Source organism: Nonomuraea sp. NPDC049637 (assembly GCF_040675235.1).
GTDB lineage: Bacteria > Actinomycetota > Actinomycetes > Streptosporangiales > Streptosporangiaceae > Nonomuraea.
The window spans coordinates 38447-59922 of the sequence record NZ_JBFAOM010000009.1 but is presented as its reverse complement, the minus strand read 5'-3'; the positions used below and the strand labels follow the sequence as shown (position 1 = coordinate 59922).

At 73.6% G+C, this 21476-nt stretch carries 18 protein-coding genes; 9 read left to right on the top strand and 9 right to left on the bottom strand.

Annotated features, from left to right (window positions below; translation table 11 throughout):
* Positions 1 to 33: 33 nt before the first annotated feature.
* The 5 genes from AB0J71_RS14915 to AB0J71_RS14895 form a co-directional block, all read right to left on the bottom strand.
* Positions 34 to 2040 (bottom strand): protein kinase, encoded by a 2007-nt coding sequence (locus AB0J71_RS14915; RefSeq protein WP_364414527.1) that lies wholly within the window; start codon positions 2038 to 2040, stop codon positions 34 to 36.
* 75 nt (positions 2041 to 2115) lie between these two features.
* Positions 2116 to 3048 (bottom strand): MazG family protein, encoded by a 933-nt coding sequence (locus tag AB0J71_RS14910; protein WP_352323571.1) that lies wholly within the window; start codon positions 3046 to 3048, stop codon positions 2116 to 2118.
* Between the two features lie 4 nt (positions 3049 to 3052).
* The gene (locus AB0J71_RS14905) at positions 3053 to 3673 is read right to left on the bottom strand and encodes a SurA N-terminal domain-containing protein (protein WP_352323577.1); all 621 of its coding nucleotides are present in this window, start codon (positions 3671 to 3673) and stop codon (positions 3053 to 3055) included.
* On the bottom strand, positions 3670 to 7170 hold the full coding sequence (mfd, locus tag AB0J71_RS14900) for a transcription-repair coupling factor (protein WP_364414525.1): 3501 nt from the start codon (positions 7168 to 7170) through the stop codon (positions 3670 to 3672). Before mfd ends, AB0J71_RS14905 begins: the two co-directional genes overlap by 4 nt.
* A 75-nt stretch (positions 7171 to 7245) precedes the next feature.
* The gene (locus AB0J71_RS14895) at positions 7246 to 7617 is read right to left on the bottom strand and encodes a signal peptidase I (RefSeq protein ID WP_352323573.1); all 372 of its coding nucleotides are present in this window, start codon (positions 7615 to 7617) and stop codon (positions 7246 to 7248) included.
* 62 nt (positions 7618 to 7679) lie between these two features.
* Here AB0J71_RS14895 and AB0J71_RS14890 point away from each other — a divergent pair, with 62 nt between their 5' ends.
* The 3 genes from AB0J71_RS14890 (at position 7680) to AB0J71_RS14880 (ending at position 10597) form a co-directional block, all read left to right on the top strand.
* Entirely contained in the window at positions 7680 to 8399 is a 720-nt protein-coding gene (locus AB0J71_RS14890; RefSeq protein ID WP_352323574.1) for a methyltransferase domain-containing protein, read from the top strand.
* Positions 8400 to 8468: 69 nt separating this feature from the next.
* Positions 8469 to 9683, top strand: a complete 1215-nt coding sequence (gene cysC, locus AB0J71_RS14885; RefSeq protein WP_364414523.1) for an adenylyl-sulfate kinase — start codon at positions 8469 to 8471, stop codon at positions 9681 to 9683.
* The gene (locus tag AB0J71_RS14880; protein ID WP_352323576.1) at positions 9671 to 10597 is read left to right on the top strand and encodes a sulfite exporter TauE/SafE family protein; all 927 of its coding nucleotides are present in this window, start codon (positions 9671 to 9673) and stop codon (positions 10595 to 10597) included. Before cysC ends, AB0J71_RS14880 begins: the two co-directional genes overlap by 13 nt.
* Before the next feature lie 124 nt (positions 10598 to 10721).
* Here the strand turns inward: AB0J71_RS14880 and AB0J71_RS14875 are convergent, their stop codons facing one another.
* Positions 10722 to 11741, bottom strand: a complete 1020-nt coding sequence (locus AB0J71_RS14875; RefSeq protein WP_364414521.1) for a hypothetical protein — start codon at positions 11739 to 11741, stop codon at positions 10722 to 10724.
* A 384-nt stretch (positions 11742 to 12125) separates the two neighbouring features.
* Between AB0J71_RS14875 and AB0J71_RS14870 the strand changes: the two genes are divergently transcribed.
* From AB0J71_RS14870 to AB0J71_RS14845, 6 genes are read left to right on the top strand one after another with little or no spacing between them, the layout of a single operon-like run.
* On the top strand, positions 12126 to 13439 hold the full coding sequence (locus AB0J71_RS14870; protein ID WP_364414519.1) for a Wzz/FepE/Etk N-terminal domain-containing protein: 1314 nt from the start codon (positions 12126 to 12128) through the stop codon (positions 13437 to 13439).
* Positions 13436 to 14701: an O-antigen ligase family protein gene (locus AB0J71_RS14865; protein ID WP_364414517.1), complete on the top strand. Its 1266-nt coding sequence runs from the start codon at positions 13436 to 13438 to the stop codon at positions 14699 to 14701. Before AB0J71_RS14870 ends, AB0J71_RS14865 begins: the two co-directional genes overlap by 4 nt.
* Positions 14698 to 15594 (top strand): hypothetical protein, encoded by an 897-nt coding sequence (locus tag AB0J71_RS14860; RefSeq protein WP_352321998.1) that lies wholly within the window; start codon positions 14698 to 14700, stop codon positions 15592 to 15594. The genes AB0J71_RS14865 and AB0J71_RS14860 overlap by 4 nt, the downstream gene beginning before the upstream one ends.
* A complete protein-coding gene (locus AB0J71_RS14855; protein WP_352321996.1) occupies positions 15591 to 16445 on the top strand; it encodes a sulfotransferase domain-containing protein in 855 nt (284 codons plus the stop codon). Before AB0J71_RS14860 ends, AB0J71_RS14855 begins: the two co-directional genes overlap by 4 nt.
* Complete coding sequence (locus AB0J71_RS14850; protein WP_364414515.1) at positions 16433 to 17686, top strand: lipopolysaccharide biosynthesis protein; 1254 nt, start codon at positions 16433 to 16435, stop codon at positions 17684 to 17686. Before AB0J71_RS14855 ends, AB0J71_RS14850 begins: the two co-directional genes overlap by 13 nt.
* Positions 17683 to 18573 (top strand): sulfotransferase, encoded by an 891-nt coding sequence (locus tag AB0J71_RS14845; RefSeq protein ID WP_364414513.1) that lies wholly within the window; start codon positions 17683 to 17685, stop codon positions 18571 to 18573. Before AB0J71_RS14850 ends, AB0J71_RS14845 begins: the two co-directional genes overlap by 4 nt.
* Here the strand turns inward: AB0J71_RS14845 and AB0J71_RS14840 are convergent.
* The 3 genes from AB0J71_RS14840 to AB0J71_RS14830 are packed head-to-tail and all read right to left on the bottom strand — an operon-like array spanning position 18563 to position 21386.
* Positions 18563 to 19585, bottom strand: coding sequence for a WecB/TagA/CpsF family glycosyltransferase (locus tag AB0J71_RS14840; RefSeq protein ID WP_364414511.1), 1023 nt, complete (start codon positions 19583 to 19585; stop codon positions 18563 to 18565). The two genes, AB0J71_RS14845 and AB0J71_RS14840, sit on opposite strands and share 11 nt — an antisense overlap.
* Before the next feature lie 17 nt (positions 19586 to 19602).
* Positions 19603 to 20490 (bottom strand): glycosyltransferase, encoded by an 888-nt coding sequence (locus tag AB0J71_RS14835; protein WP_364414509.1) that lies wholly within the window; start codon positions 20488 to 20490, stop codon positions 19603 to 19605.
* Positions 20487 to 21386, bottom strand: a complete 900-nt coding sequence (locus tag AB0J71_RS14830) for a sulfotransferase (protein WP_352321988.1) — start codon at positions 21384 to 21386, stop codon at positions 20487 to 20489. Before AB0J71_RS14830 ends, AB0J71_RS14835 begins: the two co-directional genes overlap by 4 nt.
* Between the last annotated feature and the right edge of the window lie 90 nt (positions 21387 to 21476).

Below are 21476 nucleotides of genomic sequence, written 5' to 3'. Positions count from 1 at the left end.
CCGGTCGGGGACAGGCTTCGGGCCCGTCGGGGGTCAGCCGGTCGGGGACAGGCTCCAGGCCTGGAGGCGGCCGCCTGTCGCGGCGACCAGCAGGCCGTCGCCCACCGCCAGGGCGGTGACCTTCCTGCCCGGCACGAGGCCGCCCAGCCGCTCGCCGCGGTCGGCGTTCCACACGGTGACCCCGTCGCCGCCGCCGGCGATCATCCGGCGGCCGCCCGCGGCCGTGACGCCGGCGCCCGCCGCGCCCGTGGTGAAGCCGCGCACGTAGGCGCCGCTGGCCAGGTCGTACACGGCGGTCGAGCGGCCCGTGGTGACGGCGGCGCGGCCGTCGCCGAACGCGGCGACCGAACGCACCTCGCCCTTGCCCTCGCCGAGCAGCCCGCCGGCCGCGTGCACCAGGCCCCGGCCGGTGCCGACGAGGGCCTTGCCGCTGGCCTCGTCCCAGGCCAGGGCGGTGACCGGGCCGGTGGCCGGCCTGGCGCGGGCGACGACGCGGTTGGCGGCCAGGTCGAGCGTCACGACCCGGCCGTCACGGCAGCCGATCATCACCGCGGGCTGCTTGCGCCACTGGCCGGGCGCCAGGCGGGCCTCCGACGGGCACACCGCGTGCCACGTGCCAGGGCGGGCGTCGCCGATGCGCCAGCGCCGCACGGCCCCGTCCGTGCCCGTCCAGACCGCGGTCTGCCGGCCGCCCACCGGGACCAGCAGCAGCGAGCGCACCGGCGTGGGGCCGGCGTTCGCGAGCCGGTCGAGCGGCTCGCCGGTACGCGGGTCCCACACCTCGATCGAGTTGCCCGCCCGCTCGGCGTAGACGACGACGGGCGCGCCCTTGTGGTGCCCGATGGCCATCGCCGCGACCTGGGCTCCCGACGCGGGCCCGAACCGGGGGCCGAGCTCGACGCCGAACGCCTCCGCCGGCCCGCCGTCCTGCCCGCCGGAGGGCAGACCGGCGTTGCGCCACAACACCCCGGCCACCACCCCCACGGCGACCAGCACGCCGACCCCGGCGGCGGCCCACCCCCGCCGCGTCACCCGACGCGCGCCGAACCGCTCCGCCCGCACCTCACCCGCGCCGGGCCGCTCCGCCCGCACCTCACCAGCGCCGGGTCGCGCCCGCCTGCGACCGTGCCCACGGGCTTGCCCACGGACCTGCTCGCGGACGGGCCCGCGGACGCGCCCGGGACCGTGCCCGCTGGCAGGCCCGCTGACGGGCCCGCTGACGGGCCCGCGCGGCGCCGTGCGGCCCAGCAGCCGCGCCAGCACCTCCTCGGCCGACGGCCGCGCCCCCGGCTCCTTGGCCAGGCACGCCGCCAGCACCGCGCGCAGCGGCTCGGGCACCTCCCGCAGGTCCGGCTCGGCGTGCAGGATCCGGTTCATCACGGCCGGGATCGAGTCCCTGCCGAACAGCGGCTCCCCCGTGGCGGCGAACCCGAGGGTGGCCGCCCAGCTGAAGACGTCGGAGGCGGCCGTCGCGCCCTCCCCCGCGATCTGCTCCGGCGACATGTACCCCGGCGTGCCGACGACGCTGCTCGCCGTGGTGGAGACGTCCACGTCCTTGGCGATGCCGAAGTCGATCACGCGGGGGCCGTCCTGGCCCATCAGCACGTTGCTCGGCTTGAAGTCGCGGTGCACGATGCCCGCGCCGTGGATGGCGGTCAGGGCCGTGATCGTGCCGGCCGCCAGCCGGTCCAGCTCGCCGCCGGTCAGCGGGCCGCCGTCCAGGACCAGGTCGTGCAGGGACGGCCCGTCGATGAACTCGCTGACGATGTACGGCCGCCCCTCGGCCAGCCCGCTGCCGTAGATCCGGGCCGTGCGCGCGCCGGCCACCTTGGCGGCGGTCGTGCTCTCCCGCAGGAACCGGCGGGTGGCCCGCTCGTCGCCCAGCAGGCGCGGATGCAGCACCTTGACGGCCGCGTGGCCGCCGCGCGCGTCGCGGCCGAGGAACACCGACCCCTGGCCGCCGTCGCCCAGCCGGCCGAGCAGGCGGTAGCCCGCCACCTCCCGCGGCTCCCCCGAGCGCAGCGGTCTCAGCTCCACCACCAGTCCCCCTCGGCTCGCCGGTTCAAGCCCCCGAGGATCCTGGCATTTGGTGACTTCTCCCGACAACCGAGACGGTCAGGCGTTGGACTCCCACGCGCGTACGCGGTCGCGGTAGGCACGGGCCGCGGCGCGCAGCTCGGCCTCGGGGTCCAGCCCGGCCTCCTGCGCCCGGCGTACGAGGTCGAACAGCTCGCGCGCCACCCCCTGGCCGATCGCGGCCGCCAGGGCCTCGGGCGCACCGGCCCGTTCGGCCCTGCGCAGCAGCTGGGCGGCCAGCGCGAGCGCGGGCTGGCCCAGGGGGACGCCGTCGAGCACCGACGACTCGCCGCCCTTGGCCGCCCGCTCGGCCGCCTTGATCGCCTCCCAGTTGTCGTTGACCTCGTCCGCGCTCTCGGCCCGCACCGATCCGAACACGTGCGGGTGCCGCCGGACGAGCTTCTCGACGATCCCCGCGGCGACATCGTCCATGTCGAACGTCTCGGCCACGCGGGCGTGGAAGACCACCTGGAGCAGCAGGTCGCCGAGCTCCTCGCGGAGCGCCGGGTAGTCGCCCTGCTCGATCGTCTCCAGGACCTCGTACGACTCCTCCAGCAGGTACGGCACCAGCGACTCGTGCGTCTGCTTGCGGTCCCACGGGCATTCGGTGCGCAGCCGGTCCATCACCGCGACCAGGTCGAGCACCCGCGAGCCGGGCAGGTCGTACGAACCGGGCACGACCTCGATGAGCGGCGGCTCGTCGAGCGCGATGGCCGCGCGCCCGATCGCGCGCATGAAGTCCTCGTCGTCACCGGCGAGCCAGACCACCCGCTCGCGCACCGCCCGCCTGGACAGCGCGACCGCGTCGGGCACGACGACCTCCGCCTCGATCCCGGCGGCGGCCAGATAGGGAAGCTGCGGGTGGCCGGCCGAGCCGGTCAGCACGGGCCCCGAGCGCAGCGCCTGCCAGGCCTGGTCGCTCAGCAGGCCCGGCGCGACCCGGGGCGAGGTGGTGACGACGATCAGCGGCATCGGGCTAGCCCTGCTGCGGCTGCGCCTGCTGGGAGGACTTGCCGAACCGGCCCGGATCGACGAAGCCCTGCTGGCTGAACTGGCCGTAACGGGGGCTGTAGACCGGCTTGATGCTCGTCAGCTCCTTGACGAACTTCTCCTGCGCGGCCTGGTCCTGGGCGCCGCCGAGCTGGTTGCGCACCTTGACCGCGCCCAGCTCCGCGCGCAGGTAGCCCCGCGCGTCGGCCGGGCTGACGCCCCTGGCGATCAGGTTGATCTCGGGCGACTGGTACTGGCCCGGGTCCTTGAGCGCGTTGTCCACCTCGCTCTCGCTGACCTGCACGTTGTGCTTGGCCGCGAGCTGCCTGAACGCGCTCTCGTTCGCCATCCGGTAGAGCACGAACTGGGTGACGGGCACCCCGAGCTGCTCGGCCGAGACGTTGGCGCGCTTGAGGGCGGCCTCGTACTCCTGAACGTTCCTGGTCAGGTCGCGGGCCGAGATGCGCTCGCTCCCGACCACGGCCGCTGCTCCGGCCTCCATGGGCGAAGAGCAGGCGGTCAGCGCGGCGAGTCCGACCGCACCGGCGGCCACAGCCACTCGAATCGACTTCACATGCGTCCCTTTCCGAACAAAAACCGCGCTCAGCTTACCCGCGCGGGCTCAAGAAACATCGCCTCGACCAGGTCGCCGCACCATTTGAGCAGATCCAGGTCGCGCAACGGCTGCCCGCCCAGCGGCTTGGTCTTGGGCACCGGCACGAGCAACGTCTCGGCCGCCTGCTTGTAGACCGCCTTCTTGTACAGCCGGTCGAGCCTGACCTGCTGCGACTCCCGCAGCCGGGCCGGGCCGAACTTGATGTTCTGCCCCTGCAGCGTGACGTCGGTGAGCCCGGCCGAGCGCGCCTTGATCCGGAAGCGGGCCACCTCCAGCAGGTTCTCCACCTCCACCGGCGGCTTGCCGTAGCGGTCGGTGAGCTCGTCGCGGACCTCTTCGATGTGGATCGGCGCGGTGATGGCCGCGATGCGCTTGTACGCCTCCAGCCGCAGCCGCTCGGAGGTGACGTAGTCGTGCGGGATGTGGGCGTTGATGGGCAGCTCGACCTTGACGTCCTGCTGCTCCTGCTGGACCTCGGCCCCGGACAGCTTGGCCTTCTGCTCCTGCACGGCCTCGGCCATCAGGCGCACGTAGAGGTCGAAGCCGACGCCCGCGATGAAGCCCGACTGCTCGGCGCCGAGCACGTTGCCCGCGCCGCGGATCTCCAGGTCCTTCATCGCGACGTACATGCCCGCGCCCATCTCGGTGTGCTGGGAGATGGTGGCCAGGCGCTCGTGCGCGGTCTCCGTCAGCGGCTTCTCCGGCGGGTAGAGGAAGTACGCGTAACCGCGTTCCCTGCCTCGCCCGACCCGGCCCCTGAGCTGGTGGAGCTGGGACAGGCCGTAGTTGTCGGCCCGGTCGACGATGAGCGTGTTGGCGTTGGGCACGTCGAGGCCGGACTCGACGATCGTGGTGGAGACGAGCAGGTCGTACTCGCGTTCCCAGAAGCCGACCATGATCTTCTCGAGCTGGTGCTCGTTCATCTGGCCGTGAGCGACCGCGATGCGCGCCTCGGGGACCAGCTCGCGCAGCCGCGCCGCCACCCGGTTGATGGAGGCCACCCGGTTGTGCACGAAGAAGATCTGGCCGTCGCGCATCAGCTCGCGCCGGATCGCCGCCGCGATCTGCTTCTCCTCGTACGGCCCCACGAACGTGAGGATCGGGTGCCGCTCCTCCGGCGGCGTCAGGATCGTGGACATCTCGCGGATGCCGGTCAGGCCCATCTCCAGCGTGCGCGGGATCGGCGTGGCCGACATGGCCAGCACGTCGACCTGCGTGCGCAGGTGCTTCATGGCCTCCTTGTGCTCGACGCCGAACCGCTGCTCCTCGTCGATGATGATCAGCCCGAGGTCCTTGAACCTGACCTCCGGGCTGAGCAGCCGGTGGGTGCCGATGACGACGTCGACCGCGCCCGACCGCAGCCCCTCCATCGTGCCCTTGACCTCGCCGTCGGTCTGGAAGCGCGAGATCGGCCTGATCGCGATGGGGAAGCTGGAGAACCGCTCGGCGAAGGTGGACATGTGCTGCTGCACCAGCAGCGTGGTCGGCACCAGCACGGCCACCTGCTTGCCGTCCTGGACGGCCTTGAACGCCGCCCGCACCGCGATCTCGGTCTTGCCGTAGCCGACGTCGCCGCAGATCAGCCGGTCCATCGGGACGCCGCGTTCCATGTCGCGCTTGACCTCGTCGATGGCTTCGAGCTGGTCGCCGGTCTCGGCGTAGGGGAAGGCGTCCTCCATCTCACGCTGCCACGGCGTGTCGGCGCCGAAGGCGTGGCCCGGCGAGGCCATGCGGGCCGAGTAGAGCCTGATCAGCTCGCCGGCGATCTCCTTGACCGCCTTCTTGGCCCTGGACTTGGCCTTGGCCCAGTCGGCGCCGCCCATGCGGTTGAGCGTGGGCGCCTCGCCGCCGACGTAGCGGGTGACCTCGTCGAGCTGGTCGGTGGGCACGTAGAGGCGGTCGCCCTTGGCGTACTCGATGACCAGGTACTCGCGGGTCGCGCCCTGGACCGTGCGCTGGACCATCTCGACGTAGCGGCCGACGCCGTGCTGCTCGTGCACGACGTGGTCGCCGACCTTGAGCTGGAGCGGGTCGACCATGTTGCGGCGACGCGAGGGCAGCCGGCGCATGTCCTTGGTGGACGCCTTCTGGCCCACCAGGTCGAGGTGGGTGAGCACGGCCAGGCGCGGGGTGATGAACCCGTGCTCGATCAGGCCGGTCGAGACGTGCACGACCTTGGGCTCGGGCGCCTTGTCCAGGAAACTCTGCAACCGCGCGGGCACGTCGACGCCCTTGAGCAGCTCGACCATGCGCTCGGCCGGCCCGTGGCCCTCGCTGAGCAGCACGACCGCCTTGTCCTCGGCCAGCCAGCCCTTGATGTCGGCCAGCGCCTTGGCGGTGTCGCCCCGGTAGGCCTCGGAGTCCTGGGCGTCGAGCTCGACGCCGTTGCCGAACGGCGCCATCGTCCACCACGGCTGGCCCAGCGCGCCGGCGTGGTCGCGGATCTCCTCCAGCGTGCGGAAGGCCGCCGCGCCCAGGTCGATCGGGGCCTCGCCGCCGGCCGCCGCGTTGATCCAGGACGCCTCCAGGAACTCCTGCGAGGTGCGTACGAGCTCTTCGGCCCGGCCCCTGATGCGCTCGGGGTCGCACACGAACACCGCCGACCTGACCGGCAGGTGGTCGAGCAGCAGGTCCATCTCCCCCGCCAGCACCGGCGCGAACGCCTCCATGCCCTCGACCGGAATGCCGTCGGCGAGCTGGTCGAGCACCTCGGCGAGCGCCGGATGCTCCTGCGCCAGCTCCCGCGCCCGCGCCCGGACCTCGCCGGTCAGCAGCAGCTCGCGGCACGGCGGCGCGAACAGGCCGTCCTCGGCCGCCTCCAGCGAGCGCTGGTCGGCCACCTTGAACCAGCGGATCTCCTCGACCGTGTCGCCCCAGAACTCCAGCCGCAGCGGATGCTCCTCGGTGGGCGGGAACACGTCGAGCAGCCCGCCGCGCACGGCCACCTCGCCGCGCTTCTCCACCATGTCGACCCGGTGGTAGCCGTTGGTGACCAGGCGCTCGACCACCTCGTCGAGGTCGGCGTCGTCGCCCGCCCGCAGCCTGATCGGCTCCAGGTCGCCGAGCCCCTTGACGATCGGCTGGAGCAGCGCCCTGACCGGAGCGACCACCACGCCGAGCGGCCCGGCGGCGGTGTCGCCCTTGACCGGGTGCGCCAGCCTGCGCAGCACGGCCAGGCGCTGGCCCACGGTGTCGCTGCGCGGCGAGAGCCGCTCGTGCGGCAGCGTCTCCCAGGCCGGGAACACCGCGACCGAGCTCGGCTCGAGAAGGCTCGTCAACGCCGCCGCCAGGTCCTCGGCCTCCCGGCCGGTGGCGGTGACGGCCAGCACGGTGCGCTGGTCGTGCGCGGCCAGCGCGGCCACGCCGAACGGCCGCAACGCCGACGGCGCGATCAGTGAGACGTCGCCGCCCTCTTCGAGCGCGGCGGTCAGCTTCGGGTCGGCCCCGGCCCCCAGGGCCACAACGTCAAGCAATCCGGAAAGACTCATCAGATACGCCCACAGCCCCACGACGGCAACACAACTACCCCCGGCCGGGTCAGGTCGCGGGGGTCTCCACCCAGCCTACTCGGGGTGCGGCACCCGGTAACCGGGGACCGACGGCCAGCGTACGGTGAGCACCACCGACTCCGCCTCGGCGACCCACGAGTGGTCGACGCCCTTGCCCCAGACCACGTAGTCGCCGGGCTCGGTCAGCAGCACGCCGCGCCCCGGCAGCTCCACCCGGAACCGGCCGCTGATCAGGACGAGCAGGGCGGTGCGCTCCTCGCCCCTCACCCACTGCGCGCGCTCGTCGCCCGCCGGGTGCACGCCCCACTTGATCTCGACTTCCTCACTGTGTCTTGGGTCGCCGAAGGGTTTGAAGTGACCGAGCAGCCAGCCCCGGTCGCCGGCCGCGTCGATATTGGCGTTCCCCACGTAAACCTGCCCGTCCACGGGGCAGGACGCTAGCAGGGAAGTGCCTAACCGAGACGGCTCGATTGATTACTGTAGGTGACATGTCTGAGGTGCGATCAGTCGCCCAGCGAGGCGACCTCTTCGGTCAACGGATCCGCGAGCACTGGGCCGGGCGGTTCAGCCGGCGGCTCGACATACTCGTCGCGGGGTGCGCCCACGACGAGCCGCTCGACGTGGAGCCGCTGGAGGCCAGGGCCACGGGCGCCGACGTGGACCACCCGGTCATCAGGGACGTCGTGGAGGAGCGCGCCGACCTGGTGGCCTGGTCGCTCGGCGACCTGCGCTGCGTGCCGCTCCAGCACCGCGCCTACGACGTGATCCACCTGTCGTTCCTGCTCGAACGCGTCCAGCACGCCGAGCTGGTGTTCGACCGCCTGCTCCAGTCGCTGCGCCCGGGCGGCCTGGTGCTGCTGCGCATGCGCGACAGGAAGTCGGCCTACGGGCTGCTCGACCGCCTCACGCCGTCGTGGCTGCGCCGGGCGTTGTGGCGCACGCTGGTCACCCCCGGCACGCCGGGCCCGCTGCCCGTCGTCTACGAGCCGCTGGCCTCCAGCGACGGCATGCACGCCTTCTGTCTCAGCCGCGGCCTGATGATCACCGACGACGAGCGCCGGGTCAGCGGCCCGGCCCGCGCCGGCCGGCTCGGCTCCGCCGCTGTCGCGCTGGTCGACCGGCTGAGCGGCGGGCGTTACCCGGCGTCCCACGACGAGATCACGATGGTGATCAGGAAGCCCCAGCATCACTTCGCCCGGCTGCTCTAGCGACAGGGCGGTCCGAGCGATAGACTCCTTTCCTACCAATTCAATCGGAATAGTTGGGATGTCGGAACCGTGGAGTGGACCCCGGACGCGCACGAGCTGGCCGACCTTGAGCTGCTGCTGTCCGGGGCGTTCGAGCCGCTGACCGGCTTCCTCGGCCACGACGACCTGCACGCCGTGCAGGAGCGCGGCACGCTCGCCGACGGCACCCCCTGGCCCGCGCCGGTCACCCTCCACCTGCCCGCCGAGGTCTCGCCCGGCGACGAGGTGCGGCTGCTCGACCCCGAGGGCCTGCCGCTGGCCGTGCTCACCGTGACCGCGCGCGAGGCCGACGGCCTGACCTCGGGGCCGCTCAAGGCGCTCGGCGCGCCCGAGCACGGCCCGTTCGCCCGGCTGCGCCGCACGCCCGCGGAGGTCAGGGCCGAGCTGGGCGGCCGGCCCGCGCTGGCCGTCACGATGCGCGGGCCGCTCGACGACCTCACCGAGATCACCGCCACCGCGAAGGAGCTCGACGCGGTGATCGTGCTGCTCCCCCTCTCGTACGGCGAGGCGGGCCCCGGCGTCGTCCGCGCCGCGCTGCGCGCCAAGGCGCACCTGCCGGAGGGCACCCTCGTCGTCCCGGTCCCGCTGGCGCCGCGCGCGGAGCCGGAGATCGACCTCGAACTGCGCGAGCACGTCGCCACCGCCTACGGCGCCACCGAGCACTACGCGGGCCCCGAGCCGGTCACGCTCCCCGGCCCGCCCCATCGCCGCGGCCTGGTCGTCTTCTTCACCGGCCTGTCCGGCTCGGGCAAGTCCACCATCGCCCGCGGCCTGCGCGACGCCCTGCTGGAGCTCGGCACCCGCACCGTCACCTACCTCGACGGCGACGTCGTGCGCCACCTGCTGTCCAAGGGCCTGACCTTCTCCAAGGCCGACCGCGACCTGAACATCCGGCGCATCGGCTTCGTCGCGGCCGAGGCGGCCCGCCACGGCGGCCTGGCGATCTGCGCCCCCATCGCCCCCTACGCCGCCACCCGCGAGGAGGTCCGCGAGACGGTCGAGTCCGTCGGGGCCGACTTCCTGCTCGTGCACGTCGCCACGCCGCTGGCCGAGTGCGAGCGGCGCGACCGCAAGGGCCTGTACGCCAAGGCCCGCGCCGGCCTGATCCCCGAGTTCACCGGCGTCTCCGACCCCTACGAGGAGCCGGACGACGCCGACCTGGTGATCGACACCACGCACATCTCGATCGAGGCGGCCGTCTCCCAGGTCCTGGGGGCGCTGCAGTCCGGAGGATGGGTACGTTGATCGACTTCGCACTGGTCGCCGGGTCCTTCGTCGTCGCCGTCGTGGTCGGCCTGACCGGCATGGGCGGCGGGGCCCTGATGACCCCGATGATGATGTTGTTCTTCAACGTCCCGCCGCTGGCCGCGGTCTCCAGCGACCTGGTCGCCTCGGCGGTCATGAAACCGGTCGGCAGCGTCGTCCACCTGCGGCGGGGCACGGTGAATCTGCGGCTGGTCGGCTGGTTGTGCGCCGGGTCGGTGCCGGCCGCGTTCTGCGGGGTGTTCCTGGCCCGCGCGTTCGCCGTGACGGACGCGGTCAAGTACGCGCTGGGCGTGGCGCTGCTGCTGGCCGTCGTCGGCATGGCGGTCAAGGGCTGGCTCGGCGCGCGGGGCGGCTCGTCGAGCGCCCACGAGATCGTCGTGCGCCCAATTCCGACCCTACTGGTCGGTACGGTAGGCGGGCTCGTGGTCGGCGTCTCCTCCGTGGGATCGGGGTCGCTGATCATCGTGGCCCTGCTCGTGCTCTATCCGGCGCTCAAGGCCAACCAGCTCGTCGGCACCGACCTGGTGCAGGCCGTGCCCCTGGTCGCGTCGGCCGCGCTCGGCCACCTGATGTTCGGCGACTTCAAGCTGGAGCTCACGCTCTCGCTGCTGGTCGGCTCGATCCCCGGCGTCTACCTCGGCGCGCGGATCTCCTCACGCGCCCCGGGCGGGCTGATCAGGGCCCTGCTGGCGATCGTCCTGCTCGCCTCGGCGCTCAAGCTCCTGGACGTGAACAACACCCTCACCGTCGCCCTCCTCGCCCTCGCCTCGGCCGTCACCGTCGTCGGCTGGAGGGTGCGAGGGAGTGCCGTCGCCTGGAGGAGCGGCGGGAGCGCAGCGACCAGAGCGGGGGAAGGCGGCGGCGTAAGGCGACCGAGCCGCCTCACACAGTGAGGCAAGCAGACCCGCGAGGGAGTGCCGTCGCCTGGAGGAGCGGCGGGAGCGCAGCGACCAGAGCGGGGGAAGGCGGCGGCGTAAGGCGACCGAGCCGCCTCACGCAGTGAGGCCATGAACACCGCTAGGGCCGCGGCACGCGGGTCGAGCGGAAGTAGCGGTCGCGGGCGAGCTGGGTGAAGGCGCGGGCCGCGCCCGGATCGGAGTCGAAGCTCGTGTTGCCGCGCGGCGCCTGCGGCGAGTCGAAGTACAACAACGCCTTGATCTGCGGATACCGCTTGATCTGTCTCAGCACCGACTCGAAGAAGCGCCGTTTGAAGGCCCGGTCGGCCGGCCGCTCGAACACCCCCCACTCGGCCACCATGACCGGCTTGCCGGGGAAGCGCGCCTGCATCCACCGGTAGAACCCCGGCCAGCTGCCGTACTCCTTGCGGGTCTTGTTCACCAGCCCGTCGAAGTCGTGCACCCGGTCGTCGGCGTACGGGTCCATGGCCACCCAGTCGACCACGTCGTCACCGGGGTAGAGATCCTCGAACCAGGGCTTGGCCGCCCAGTTGGGCGCCCCCATGTACGTCATGACCGTCACGGCGTTCTTCACCCCGCGCTCGCGCAGCCTGAGCACGACGTGCCGGAACATCGCCGCGTAGTCGCCGGCCTGCATGCCTGACCCCGAGCGGGCGTCGACGTCGTTCTCCGGCTCGTGGTGGAGGGTGAGGAAGAACCGTTCGGGGAAGGTGCGCCTGAGGTGGTCGGCCAGGCGGTCGATCCGCCGGTCGAGGGCGCCGTCGGCGATGTCGGCCCAGGTGCGGTCGAGCGACGGCTTCCAGTTGATCATGAGCAGCCGGGGACGGCCCGGATCGCGGGCCAGGCCGATCTCCTGCGGGGTGGGGAACAGCTCGCTGCCGCGATGGTAGACGTGCAGCACGTCGGCGCCGGCGCCCATGCGCGTCTCGGCCCCGCGCAGCGCCTCGGCCACGGGAGCGCCGGTGAAGACCTCGGGCGCCACGCCCCACCAGGCGCCGCAGGAGGGGATGAGCCTGGCGGTGACCGCACAGGAGGGCGCGCCGGCCAGCTCGGCCGTGCTGGTGTCGACCCGGGCGGGCGCGCCCTCGGCCGTCGAGCAGGCGGCCAGGAGGGCGAGCACCGCGCAGGTGATTGCGGTTTTCGTCGCGAAAGACGCGAAGTGACACTTCATCGCGCAAGACGCGACATGAGAAAAGCCCCGAAGCTGCAACGCCTTCCAACCCCCTTGTCGACGGACCCCCGCCTATCAAACCTGAACCTTGCCATGCCATTCCTCGAACTTCAGCCAGTGTGCTCGTCTGCCCAGGTCACAGCCCCGAACCCGCCACCCACATTTTCTGGAAATATCCATTTAAAAAGGGGCATCTTCGCGGCCGTACCGGAAAAAATCTTCAGTATTCGACTTGGGTAATATCCGTCCGGCCTATAGTGGGCGCACACTGCGCCGAGTGACGCAGCGTTGCCAATCCGCGACAGCGCGCATCCCCTCCAGGAGACCGTCCCCATGAGCCCGTCGCCGGACCTCCAGGCGCGCCGCCCGGGCGCCGACCTGGACGAGCACCTCTCCCTGCTGCGCAGGCGGTGGCTGCTACTCGTCGGCTGCGTCGTGGTCGGCGGCACCGCCGGGCTCGCCCTGCTGCGGGCCACCCCGCCGGCCTACACCGCGGTCACCCAGGTCCTCGTCACGCCCGTCGACGGCCAGGACCAGGCCAACCAGGTGAGCAACCGCCAGCGCGAGCCGCTCAACCTCGACACCGAGGCCCAGATCGCCCAGTCGGCGGTCGTCTCGGCGCGGGTCGCCCAGGCCCTGCGGATCACCGCGCCGCAGCCGGTCGAGGTCTCCGTCCCGCCAAACTCGGCCGTGTTGTGGGTCTCGGTGACCGACGCCGATCCCGTGGCCGCCGCCGCGCAGTCCCGGGCCTACGCCGACGCCTACCTGGCCAACAGGCGCGAGAGCGCGCAGGCCGCGATGGCCGAGCGGCAGCAGGCGGTGCTGGCCAAGCTCAAGCAGGTCAACACCGGCCTCGACGCGGCCATCAAAGAGGTCGGCCGCCTGCCCAAGGGCAGCGCCGAGCACGCCATCGCCACCCAGCGCCAGAGCGTGCTCAACCGGCAGGCCGCCAGCCTGACGCTCAAGTACGACGCGCTGCGCACGGTCGCGGTGACCCCCGGCTCGGTCATCAGCGAGGCGCTGCCGCCGACCCGGCCGAGCTCCCCCAGCCTGCCCCTCTACCTCGGCACCGGCCTGATGGCCGGCCTGCTGCTCGGCGCGGCGGCGGCCTACGCCCGCGACCGGCTCGACACCCGGCTGCGCACGGCCGCCGACGTCGAGCGGCTGACCGGGCTGCCCGTGCTGACCGATCTGTCCACCTCCCGTGAGCACGGCGTGCTGCACGAGCTGGCCTGCGCCGTGGTCGCGGCCTGTCCCGGCAAGCGGCTGCTGGTCCGGTCGCTGCCCGCCGACCTCTACGCCTCCTCGCTGGCCGAGCCGCTGGCCATCAGCGCGCCGCTGTCGGTGCTCGACGGCTCCGACGTCCGCGACCTGGCGCGGGCCGACGCGGCCCTGCTGCTGGTCGGGCTGGGCCGGGTCACCGCCCCGGAGGTGACGGCGGCCGCGCGCCACCTGGAGCGGCACGACGTGCCCGTCGTGGGCGTGGTGACGGCGACCGACGCGGTGCCGGAGTTCGTCCCGCTGCTGGAGCCGCGCACCCACACCTCGCTCGGCAAGCTCGTCGCCACCGGCGAGCTGGAGGTGAGCCTGGCGGCCGAGACCACGCCCATGCCGTCGTTCCACCACCGGCAGCGCAAGCAGACGTGACACGACCAGCCTGGCCGATCGCGGCGCTCCTGCTCGGCTACCCGATCTGGTGGGCGCTGGGGTTCGGCGGCCTGTCGGTGGTCGTCCTGGCCGTGCCGATGGCGGTGATCCTGTGGCGGCGGCGGCCGATCCGGGTGCCCCACGGGTTCGGCCTGTGGCTGCTGCTGCTGGCCGGCTACCTGCTGAGCGCGATGATGCTGGACGAGCTGCCCCCCGGCACGTACGGCGAGTTCAGCGCCGGCCGCCTGATCGGCTGGGCCATGCGCCTGGCCCTGTACGTGTCCGTCCTAGTCATGGTGCTCTACCTGGGCAACCTGAGCGAGCGCGAGCTGCCGCAGCTGCGCCTGGTGCGCTGGCTCGGGGTGTTGTTCCTGACCACGGTCGCCGGCGGCCTGCTCGGCGTCCTGGTCCCGCATTTCGCCTTCACCTCGCCGGTCGAGCTGCTGCTGCCCGGCTGGATCAGCGAGAACTCCTTCGTCCAGAACCTCATCCATCCCACGGCCGCCCAGACCCAGAAGGTGCTCGGCTACTCCTCCCCCAGGCCGGAGGCGCCCTTCGAGTGGGCCAACGCGTGGGGCAGCAACGCGTCGGTGCTGCTGATCTGGTTCGTCGTCGGCTGGTGGACGTACGGCGGGCGGGGGCGCCGGGTGCTGGCGGTGCTGGTGCTCGCCCTGGCCGCGATCCCGGTCGTGTACTCGCTCAACCGCGGCCTGTGGATCGGGCTCGGGCTGGCCGTGGCGTACCTGATCGTGCGGGTGGCGGGCCGGACCAGGGTCGTGCTGTGCGGGGCGGTGGCTGCCGGGCTGGTGGTGTTCGCGCTCAGCCCGCTGGCCTCGGTGTTCGCCCAGCGGCTGGACAAACCGCACTCCAACGACGTCAGGGCCTTCACGATGACCGCCACGGTCGCCGCGGCCCGCCACTCGCCGGTCATCGGCTACGGCAACACCCGCAACTCGCTCGGCAACCACCGCTCGATCACCACGGGCAAGACGCAGTGGTGCGCGGCCTGCGGGCACCCGCCGCTCGGCAGCGACGGGCAGCTCTGGCTGCTGCTGATCACCCAGGGCTTCACCGGGGCCGCCCTCTACGTGGCCTTCTTCCTCGGCGCCATCCGCCGCCACTGGGCCGACCGCTCCCCGATCGGGCTGGCCGGGGTGCTGGTGATGGGCCTCGTGCTGCTCTACATGTTCGTCTACGACGGCCTGGTGACGCCGCTGAGCCTCTATCTCATCTCGTTCGCCCTGCTGTGGAGAAACGCATGAAGGACGCCTCCGCGCGGCTCGGATACCTCCGCGAGACCGTGCGCCTGCTGTTCCCTGGTACCGGGTCGCCGCGGCCGTACTCGGTGCTGCCGCACCGGGTGCTGCCCCGCCGGCTGGCGCCGCGGCGCTGGTGGCACGTGGGGGGCGCGGTCACCGTGCCGCTGGAGGGGTCCGTGGCGGCTTATCTGGGCGAGGTCTTCGACGCGCCCGTGGAGATCGTGCTGCACGTGCGTCCGGCGTTGCGGCCCAACCGCAAGCCCGTGCTGGAGGCCCGTACCGGGGGGCGGCTGCTGGCGTACGTGAAGGTCGGCGACAGCCCGCTCGCCCGCGAGCTGGTCGGCCGCGAGGCGGCCGCGCTGCGCGGGCTGGCCGCGGCGCCGCTGAAGACCGTCGTCGTGCCCGACGTGCTGCACCACGGCGAGTGGCGCGGCCTGCCCGTGCTGGCGCTGTCACCCCTGCCCGTACGGCGCGGCCGGGTGCCCCCGGCCCTGCTGCACGCCGCGATCATGGAGATCGCCGCCACCGGCGGTCCGGTGCCGGCCTGGCACGGCGACTTGTCCCCGTGGAACATCTGCCCCTCCGCCGACGGCCGGCTGCTCGTCTGGGACTGGGAGCGGTACGAGACCGGCGTCCCCTACGGCCTCGACGCCGCGCACCACCTGTTCCAGCGGGCGCTGCGCAGGATGGACCCGGCCACGGCGGCCCGCGCCTGCCTGGCCAGGGCGCCCCGCGAGCTGGCCCCGCTCGGCCTGTCGTCGGCCGAGGCCAGGCGGACGGCGCTGCGCTACCTCATCGTGCTGGCCGACCGGCACGCCGCCGACGGTCACAGCCCGCTCGGGCCGCCCGAGACCTGGCTCAACCCGGCCGTCGACCACGAGGAGCTGCTGCCATGAGGACGATGAAGCGGCCGGTGTTGTCCTTCTCGCGGCTGGCGGGCCGGTTCACGTCGAGCGCGCGGGTGCTGCCGTCGTTCCTGATCGTGGGGGCGCAGCGGTGCGGCACGACCTCGCTCTACCGGGCGCTGGCCCAGCATCCGCTGCTGCTCAAGCCCGTCCTGCACAAGGGGGTCCACTACTTCGACGTCGGCTACCACCGGCCGATGGCCTGGTACCAGGCGCATTTCCCGCTGCGTGCGGGCGCGGCGCTGCTGTCCCACCGGTACGGCGGCCGCACCCACGCGTTCGAGTCGTCCCCCTACTACCTGTTCCATCCGCTGGCCGGTGAGCGGATCGCCGCCGACCTGCCCGGGGTCAAGCTGATCGTCCTGGTCCGCGACCCGGTCGAGCGGGCCTGTTCGGCCCACGCCCACGAGCTGGCCAGGGGCTTCGAGTCCGAGTCGCACCTCGAATCCGCCCTTGAGCTGGAGGCCGGACGGCTGGCCGGGGCCGAGGAGAGCCTGCGCGTGTCGCCGTTCTCCGAGCACCACTCCCACCGCCACCACGCCTACCTGGCCCGCGGCCGGTACGCCGACCAGCTCGACCGCCTCGAACCGCTCTTCGGCCGCGACCGGATGCTGGTGCTCGACAGCCACCGGTTCTTCGCCGAGCCCGAGACCGCCTACGACCGCGTGCTGGAGTTCCTGACGGTGCCGCATCTGGGCTATCCGGCGTTCGAGCGGCACAACGGCCGGCCGCTGCCCCGGCCCGTGCCCCGGGTGCTGGAACGGGCGCTCCGGGACCATTTCGAGCCCTACGACGCGCGGCTGACGCGCTGGCTGGGCGGTGAGCCGTCGTGGCGCCGGTGATGGTCCGGCGCGGGATCGCCGGGCTGACCGGCGCCGGGGTGAGCGCGCTGGCGCAGTTCCTGGTGGCCGTGGTGGTGACCAGGGCGTTCAGCCCGGCGCAGGCGGGGGCGTTCTTCAGCGTGACGGCCCTGGCGCTGATGGCCGCCGGCATCGCCAAACTGGACGCCGGGAACGGCCTGGTGTACTTCATCGCGCGGGCCAGGACGTACGGCTATCGCGGTATCTCCGGATATTTCCGGGCGGCCATGGTGCCGTGCACGCTGGCCGCCTGCGCGGCCGGAGTGCTGCTGGAGCCGCGCATCGGGCTGCTGGCCTGGGCCCTGCCGGTGATCGTGCTCGGCGACATCGCGCTGGCCGCCACCCGCGGGTTCGGCTCGATGCGGCCCACCGTGCTGCTGGACGGCGTGCTGCTGCCCGCCGCGCAGCTCCTGCTCGTCACCTGGGCGGCGCTGGCCCACGCGCCGCAGTGGCTGCCGGCGGCCTGGGCGCTGCCCTTCCTGCCGCTGCTCGTCCTGGCCCTGGCCGACCTGCGCGGACGGGCGCCGCGCACGCCGTACCTGCCGGGGACCGCGCGTGACCTGTGGCGGTACACCGCGCCCCGGTCCGCCGCGGGGGCCATCCAGGCGGTGTTCCAGCGGCTGGACATCGTGGTCGTCGCCCTGCTCGGCGGGCCGGCCCAGGCCGCCGTCTACACGGCCGCCACCCGGTTCCGGGTCGTCGGGCAGCTCGCCAACCAGGGGCTGGCGCAGGCCGTGCAGGAGCGGCTGGTCCGGGCGCTCGCCGACGGGGAGCTCGGCCGGGCGCGCGAGCTGTACCAGGCCACCACGATCTGGCTGGTGCTGCTGACCTGGCCGGTGTGGCTGGGTTACGCCGTCCTCGCGCCGTGGCTGCTGCGCGTCTTCGGCCCCGCGTACGGCGCCGCCGCCCCCATCGCCCTCGTCCTGGCCGGGACCATGCTGGTGGCCACCGCCTGCGGCATGGTCGACGTCGTCCTGACGGCCGCCGGCCACACCCTGGCCAGTCTGCTCAACCTGCTGGCCGCGGTCGCCGTCACGGTCGCGCTCGACCTGGCCCTGATCCCCTCCCACGGGGCGTTCGGCGCGGTCGTCGGCTGGTCGGCCGGGGTGATCGTGAAGAACCTGCTGCCGCTGTGGCAGCTCCACCACCGCTACGGCCTGCGCCCGTTCGGCCGCCACACCCTGCCCGCCCTGCGCCCGCGCACCTGGGCGGCCGCCGCGTGAACACGCCCGTTCTGGTCACCGGCCTGCCGAGGAGCGGCACGAGCTGGGCCGGCAAGATGCTCGCCGCCGGGGGCGGCCTGGTCTACGTCAACGAGCCGCTCAACCCGCAACACCCGCCCGGCCGCTGCCCCGGCGTGTTGCGGGCCGAGGTCGCCCACCGGTTCCAGTACATCTGCGACGACAACGCCGCCGACTTCCTGCCCGCCTTCCGCGACACGGTCGCCCTGCGCTACCACTGGCTCGCCGAGCTGCGCGCCAACCGCTCCCCCTACGACCTGGCCCGGCTGGCGCGCTACGGCACCGCGTTCGCGTTCGGCCGCCTGGCCGGGCGCCGGGCGCTGCTCGACGACCCGTTCGCGGTGTTGTCGGCCGGTTGGTTCGCCCGGCGGCTGGGGTGCGCGGTCATCGTCCTCGTCCGTGATCCGGTGTCGTTCGTGGCGAGCTGGCGCCGGCTCGGGTGGCGGTTCGACGTGGGCGACCTGCTCGGCCAGCCGCTGCTCGTCCGCGACCATCCCGGCCTGCTGCGGCTGTGCCCGCTGCTCGGCTCCGCCGACGACCTGGCCACGACGGCCGCCCTGTGGCGGGCCGCACGGTCGGTGCTGGCCGCCACTACCGGCGTCCTGGTGGCGTCGTACGAGTCGCTGGCCCAGGATCCGGTGACCGGTTTCCGGCGGCTCTACGCCCACGCGGGCCTGCCGTGGTCGCCGGCCGCCGAACGCCGGATCGTCCGGGCCTGCACCACGCCGTCCCGCCGGTCGGCGGCCTTCGCCTGGTCGGGGTTGTCCCGTACGGCCTTCCGTCCGATGAACTCCCGTCACGCCCTGGCCACGGCGGCCCGGGGGCTCACCCCGGGCGAGGCGGCCCGGGTCCGGGCCCTCACCGCCTGAGTCTCGTCAGCAGGCAGCCGGCGAGCAGGCGTACCGCGAAGGGGAGGTCGTCCACGAGGTAGCGCCGCGCCAGCCGGCCGGGCTCGCTCATCAGCCGGAACGCCCACTCCAGCCCTGCCCTGCGCATCCAGCGCGGCGCTCGCCGGACGGTGCCGGCGGCGAAGGCGATGGCGGCCCCGCAGCCCACGAACCACGCCTGCGGCAGCTCTTCGCGCAGCTCGGCGATGAGCAGATCCTGCCGGGGGAAGCCCAGCCCGACGAACACCAGGCGGGGCCGCGCCGCGACCACCCGGCGCCGCACCCGCTCCCTGCCCTCCGCCGTGTCGTCGAAGCGGTACGGCGGCGCGTGCACCCCTGCCACCTTCAGCCCGGGACGGCAGCTCCTGAGCTCGTCGGCGGCCAGCTCGGCCACGCCCGGCGGCCCGCCGAGCAGGTACACCGGCCAGTTCCGGGCCGCGGCCACCTCGCTGAGCGACCAGATCAGGTCGGCCCCGGTGACCCGTTCGGGCAGCGGGGTGCCGAGCAGCCTGGCCGCCCACACCAGCGGCATGCCGTCCGCCACCACGATCTCGGCCGAGCCCACGAGCTCCTGCAGGGCCGGGTCGCGGGCGACGGCCCGGCAGATGTCGACGTTGGGCGTCACGATGCGGCCGCCCCGGCCGGCCGCGGCCTCCGCCGCCACCCAGCGCACCACGTCGGCCTCGGTGACGACGTCCAGCCCGACGCCACCGACCCGCACGCGCTCCCCAGCACGTCCGCGACGCCCGGCCTCGGCGGGCCCGCGACCCGCCAGGCGCTCGGACGGAAGGGTGCGGGCGACCTCCGGCTCGGCGCCACGGCCCCGGCCGGCCACGGCCGGCCCGGCCGCGCGGACCCGCGCGGACTCGGCGGCATGCCCGGCCGCCGACGCGTAGGTCCGGGCGGACGCGGCCTCGGCGGCCCGCCCGCGCGCGGACGGGGAGTCGGAGACGGGGTCCGGGGCGGGCGGACGCTGGACGGGCACGGCGGGCACGCGGGTCCTGGGCGGGGTCAAATGCCGTGCCCCCGTCCGTGCAGCAGCCCGAGCACGGTCGCGGCCGGGACGATCCCCGCCGCGACGGCCAGCGCGATCGGCGCCCGCGGCTCACCCGGCCGCGCCCCGAACGCGCGCACCGCCCACCGGACCGCCGCGCGCCGCCGCCCGAGCGCCGCGTACGCGAAGGCGAACTGGCCGTAGACCCGCGCCGCGCCGCGCCGGTCGGCGGCCAGCTCGGGATGGCGGTCGAGCATCCAGTCGAGCCCCGCGATCCGGTCCGCCCAGCGGGCCGCGTAGTGGGACGAACCACCCCACCGCACCCGGACGAGCGGCCGGTCGACGTGCGTGATCGGCCGCCGCCGGGCCGCCCGCAGGGCCAGGTCCCAGTCCTCGTTCTGGCCCCCGGGGGCGCTCTCGTCGGCCCACAGGGCCCCGCGCCGGAACAGGAACGTCGAGGAGTGCACCATCACCATGCGCGACCGCAGGAGATCGGCCATGGTCACCGTGTCGGCGCCGGCGAGCCTGGCCACCCGGCGCCCCGCGTGTTCGATCTCGATGGCGCAGCTCGCGAACTCGCCTCCGGTCACGGCCAGCGCACGCGCCTGGGCGGTGAGCTTGCCCGGCAGCCACACGTCGTCGTCGTCGCAGAAGGCGACGAGATCGGTGTCGAGGGCCGCGATGCCGGTGTTGCGCGCCCCGGGAAGCCCCGGGGTACGCCGGTTGGCCAGGACGGGCACGCCCAGCTCCGGCCCCGGGCAGCCGCGCCCGCCGTCGTGGACCACGACCACGGCGAGCCGCCCCGGATAGTCCTGGGCCAGCACCGCCGCCACGGCCTCGCGCAGCAGCCCGGGCCGGTCGCCGCAGGTCGGGATCACCACCCCCACGGACGGCGGCGCGCTCACGCGGCGACCTCCCGGTAGCCGTACCGGACGCGGAGGGGCCAGGTGAGCGCGGTGACCAGCCGCCGGTCGCGGACGGGCAGCCCCGAACGCCACGAGTCGTCGCACCGCAGCCGGATGCCCCCGACCTGGAACCGCATCGGATTGCCGGACGCGGTGTGCGCGGGCCCGAGCCGCGCCGTCGTGCCCTCCAGGAACGGCAGGCCGGGAACGTCGAGGCCGAGGAAGCCGGCCAGCGAGGTCAGCGTGGGCTCCGGACGGGCGACCAGGTCTTCGTAGCGCACCCGGGTCACCAGGGCCCCCTGACGGGCGAGGAGCTCGAGACCGGCGTTCTGGGCCGTCCAGTGGAGGGACGTGCGCAGCGGCCCCCAGCGGGTCATGGGACGCCCGTCCTCGGGCCGCTCGACGGTCCTGCGCCAGGAGTGGGCCACCGCCCGCGGGTCGCGGACGACGTGCACCACGCGTACGTCCATGCCGGCCGCGACCAGGCAGTGGGCGAGGGAGGCGTGTTTGCTGGAGTCGATCACGACGGGTGCGCCGGTCGCCTCGTAGACCTTCCGGTACGCCCGCGCGTACTCGGCCAGGTCGGGATGCGCGATGCGCCCCATCCGGTGGGTGCGGTCGACCCGTCGCCGCAACATGAGCACCCGCTCGGCCACCGACGGCCGCCATCCGCCGAACGCCGCCCGGCCCACCTGCAGCCAGAAGTCGCAGGCGGCGAAGGCGGCGCCGCAGCCGCACGGCTCTCCGGCCAGCACGCCCCTGGACCACAGATGGACCACCTCGCCGAGCGCCACGACGCCGGGCAGCTCGGCGAGCAGCCGTTCCAGCAGGGTGGTGCCACTACGGCCGAGGCCCCCGAGGAAGATCACTCGGGTGGCGGATGCGCGGTCGGTCACAGGGGAGGGCCTTCACGTCGCCAACACGGAACGCGACGACCCTAGCGCGGAGGGTAATCAGATGGTCAGGAAACCCTGCAAAGATCTACC

Excerpts from the sequence above, each read along its gene's own strand:
- AB0J71_RS14890 (WP_352323574.1), top strand. The coding sequence starts at position 7,680 with ATGTCTGAGGTGCGATCAGTCGCCCAGCGAGGCGACCTCTTCGGTCAA.
- AB0J71_RS14910 (WP_352323571.1), bottom strand. The coding sequence starts at position 3,048 with ATGCCGCTGATCGTCGTCACCACCTCGCCCCGGGTCGCGCCGGGCCTG.
- AB0J71_RS14855 (WP_352321996.1), top strand. The coding sequence starts at position 15,591 with ATGAGGACGATGAAGCGGCCGGTGTTGTCCTTCTCGCGGCTGGCGGGC.
- AB0J71_RS14870 (WP_364414519.1), top strand. The coding sequence starts at position 12,126 with ATGAGCCCGTCGCCGGACCTCCAGGCGCGCCGCCCGGGCGCCGACCTG.
- AB0J71_RS14880 (WP_352323576.1), top strand. The coding sequence starts at position 9,671 with ATGGGTACGTTGATCGACTTCGCACTGGTCGCCGGGTCCTTCGTCGTC.
- mfd (WP_364414525.1), bottom strand. The coding sequence starts at position 7,170 with ATGAGTCTTTCCGGATTGCTTGACGTTGTGGCCCTGGGGGCCGGGGCC.
- AB0J71_RS14860 (WP_352321998.1), top strand. The coding sequence starts at position 14,698 with ATGAAGGACGCCTCCGCGCGGCTCGGATACCTCCGCGAGACCGTGCGC.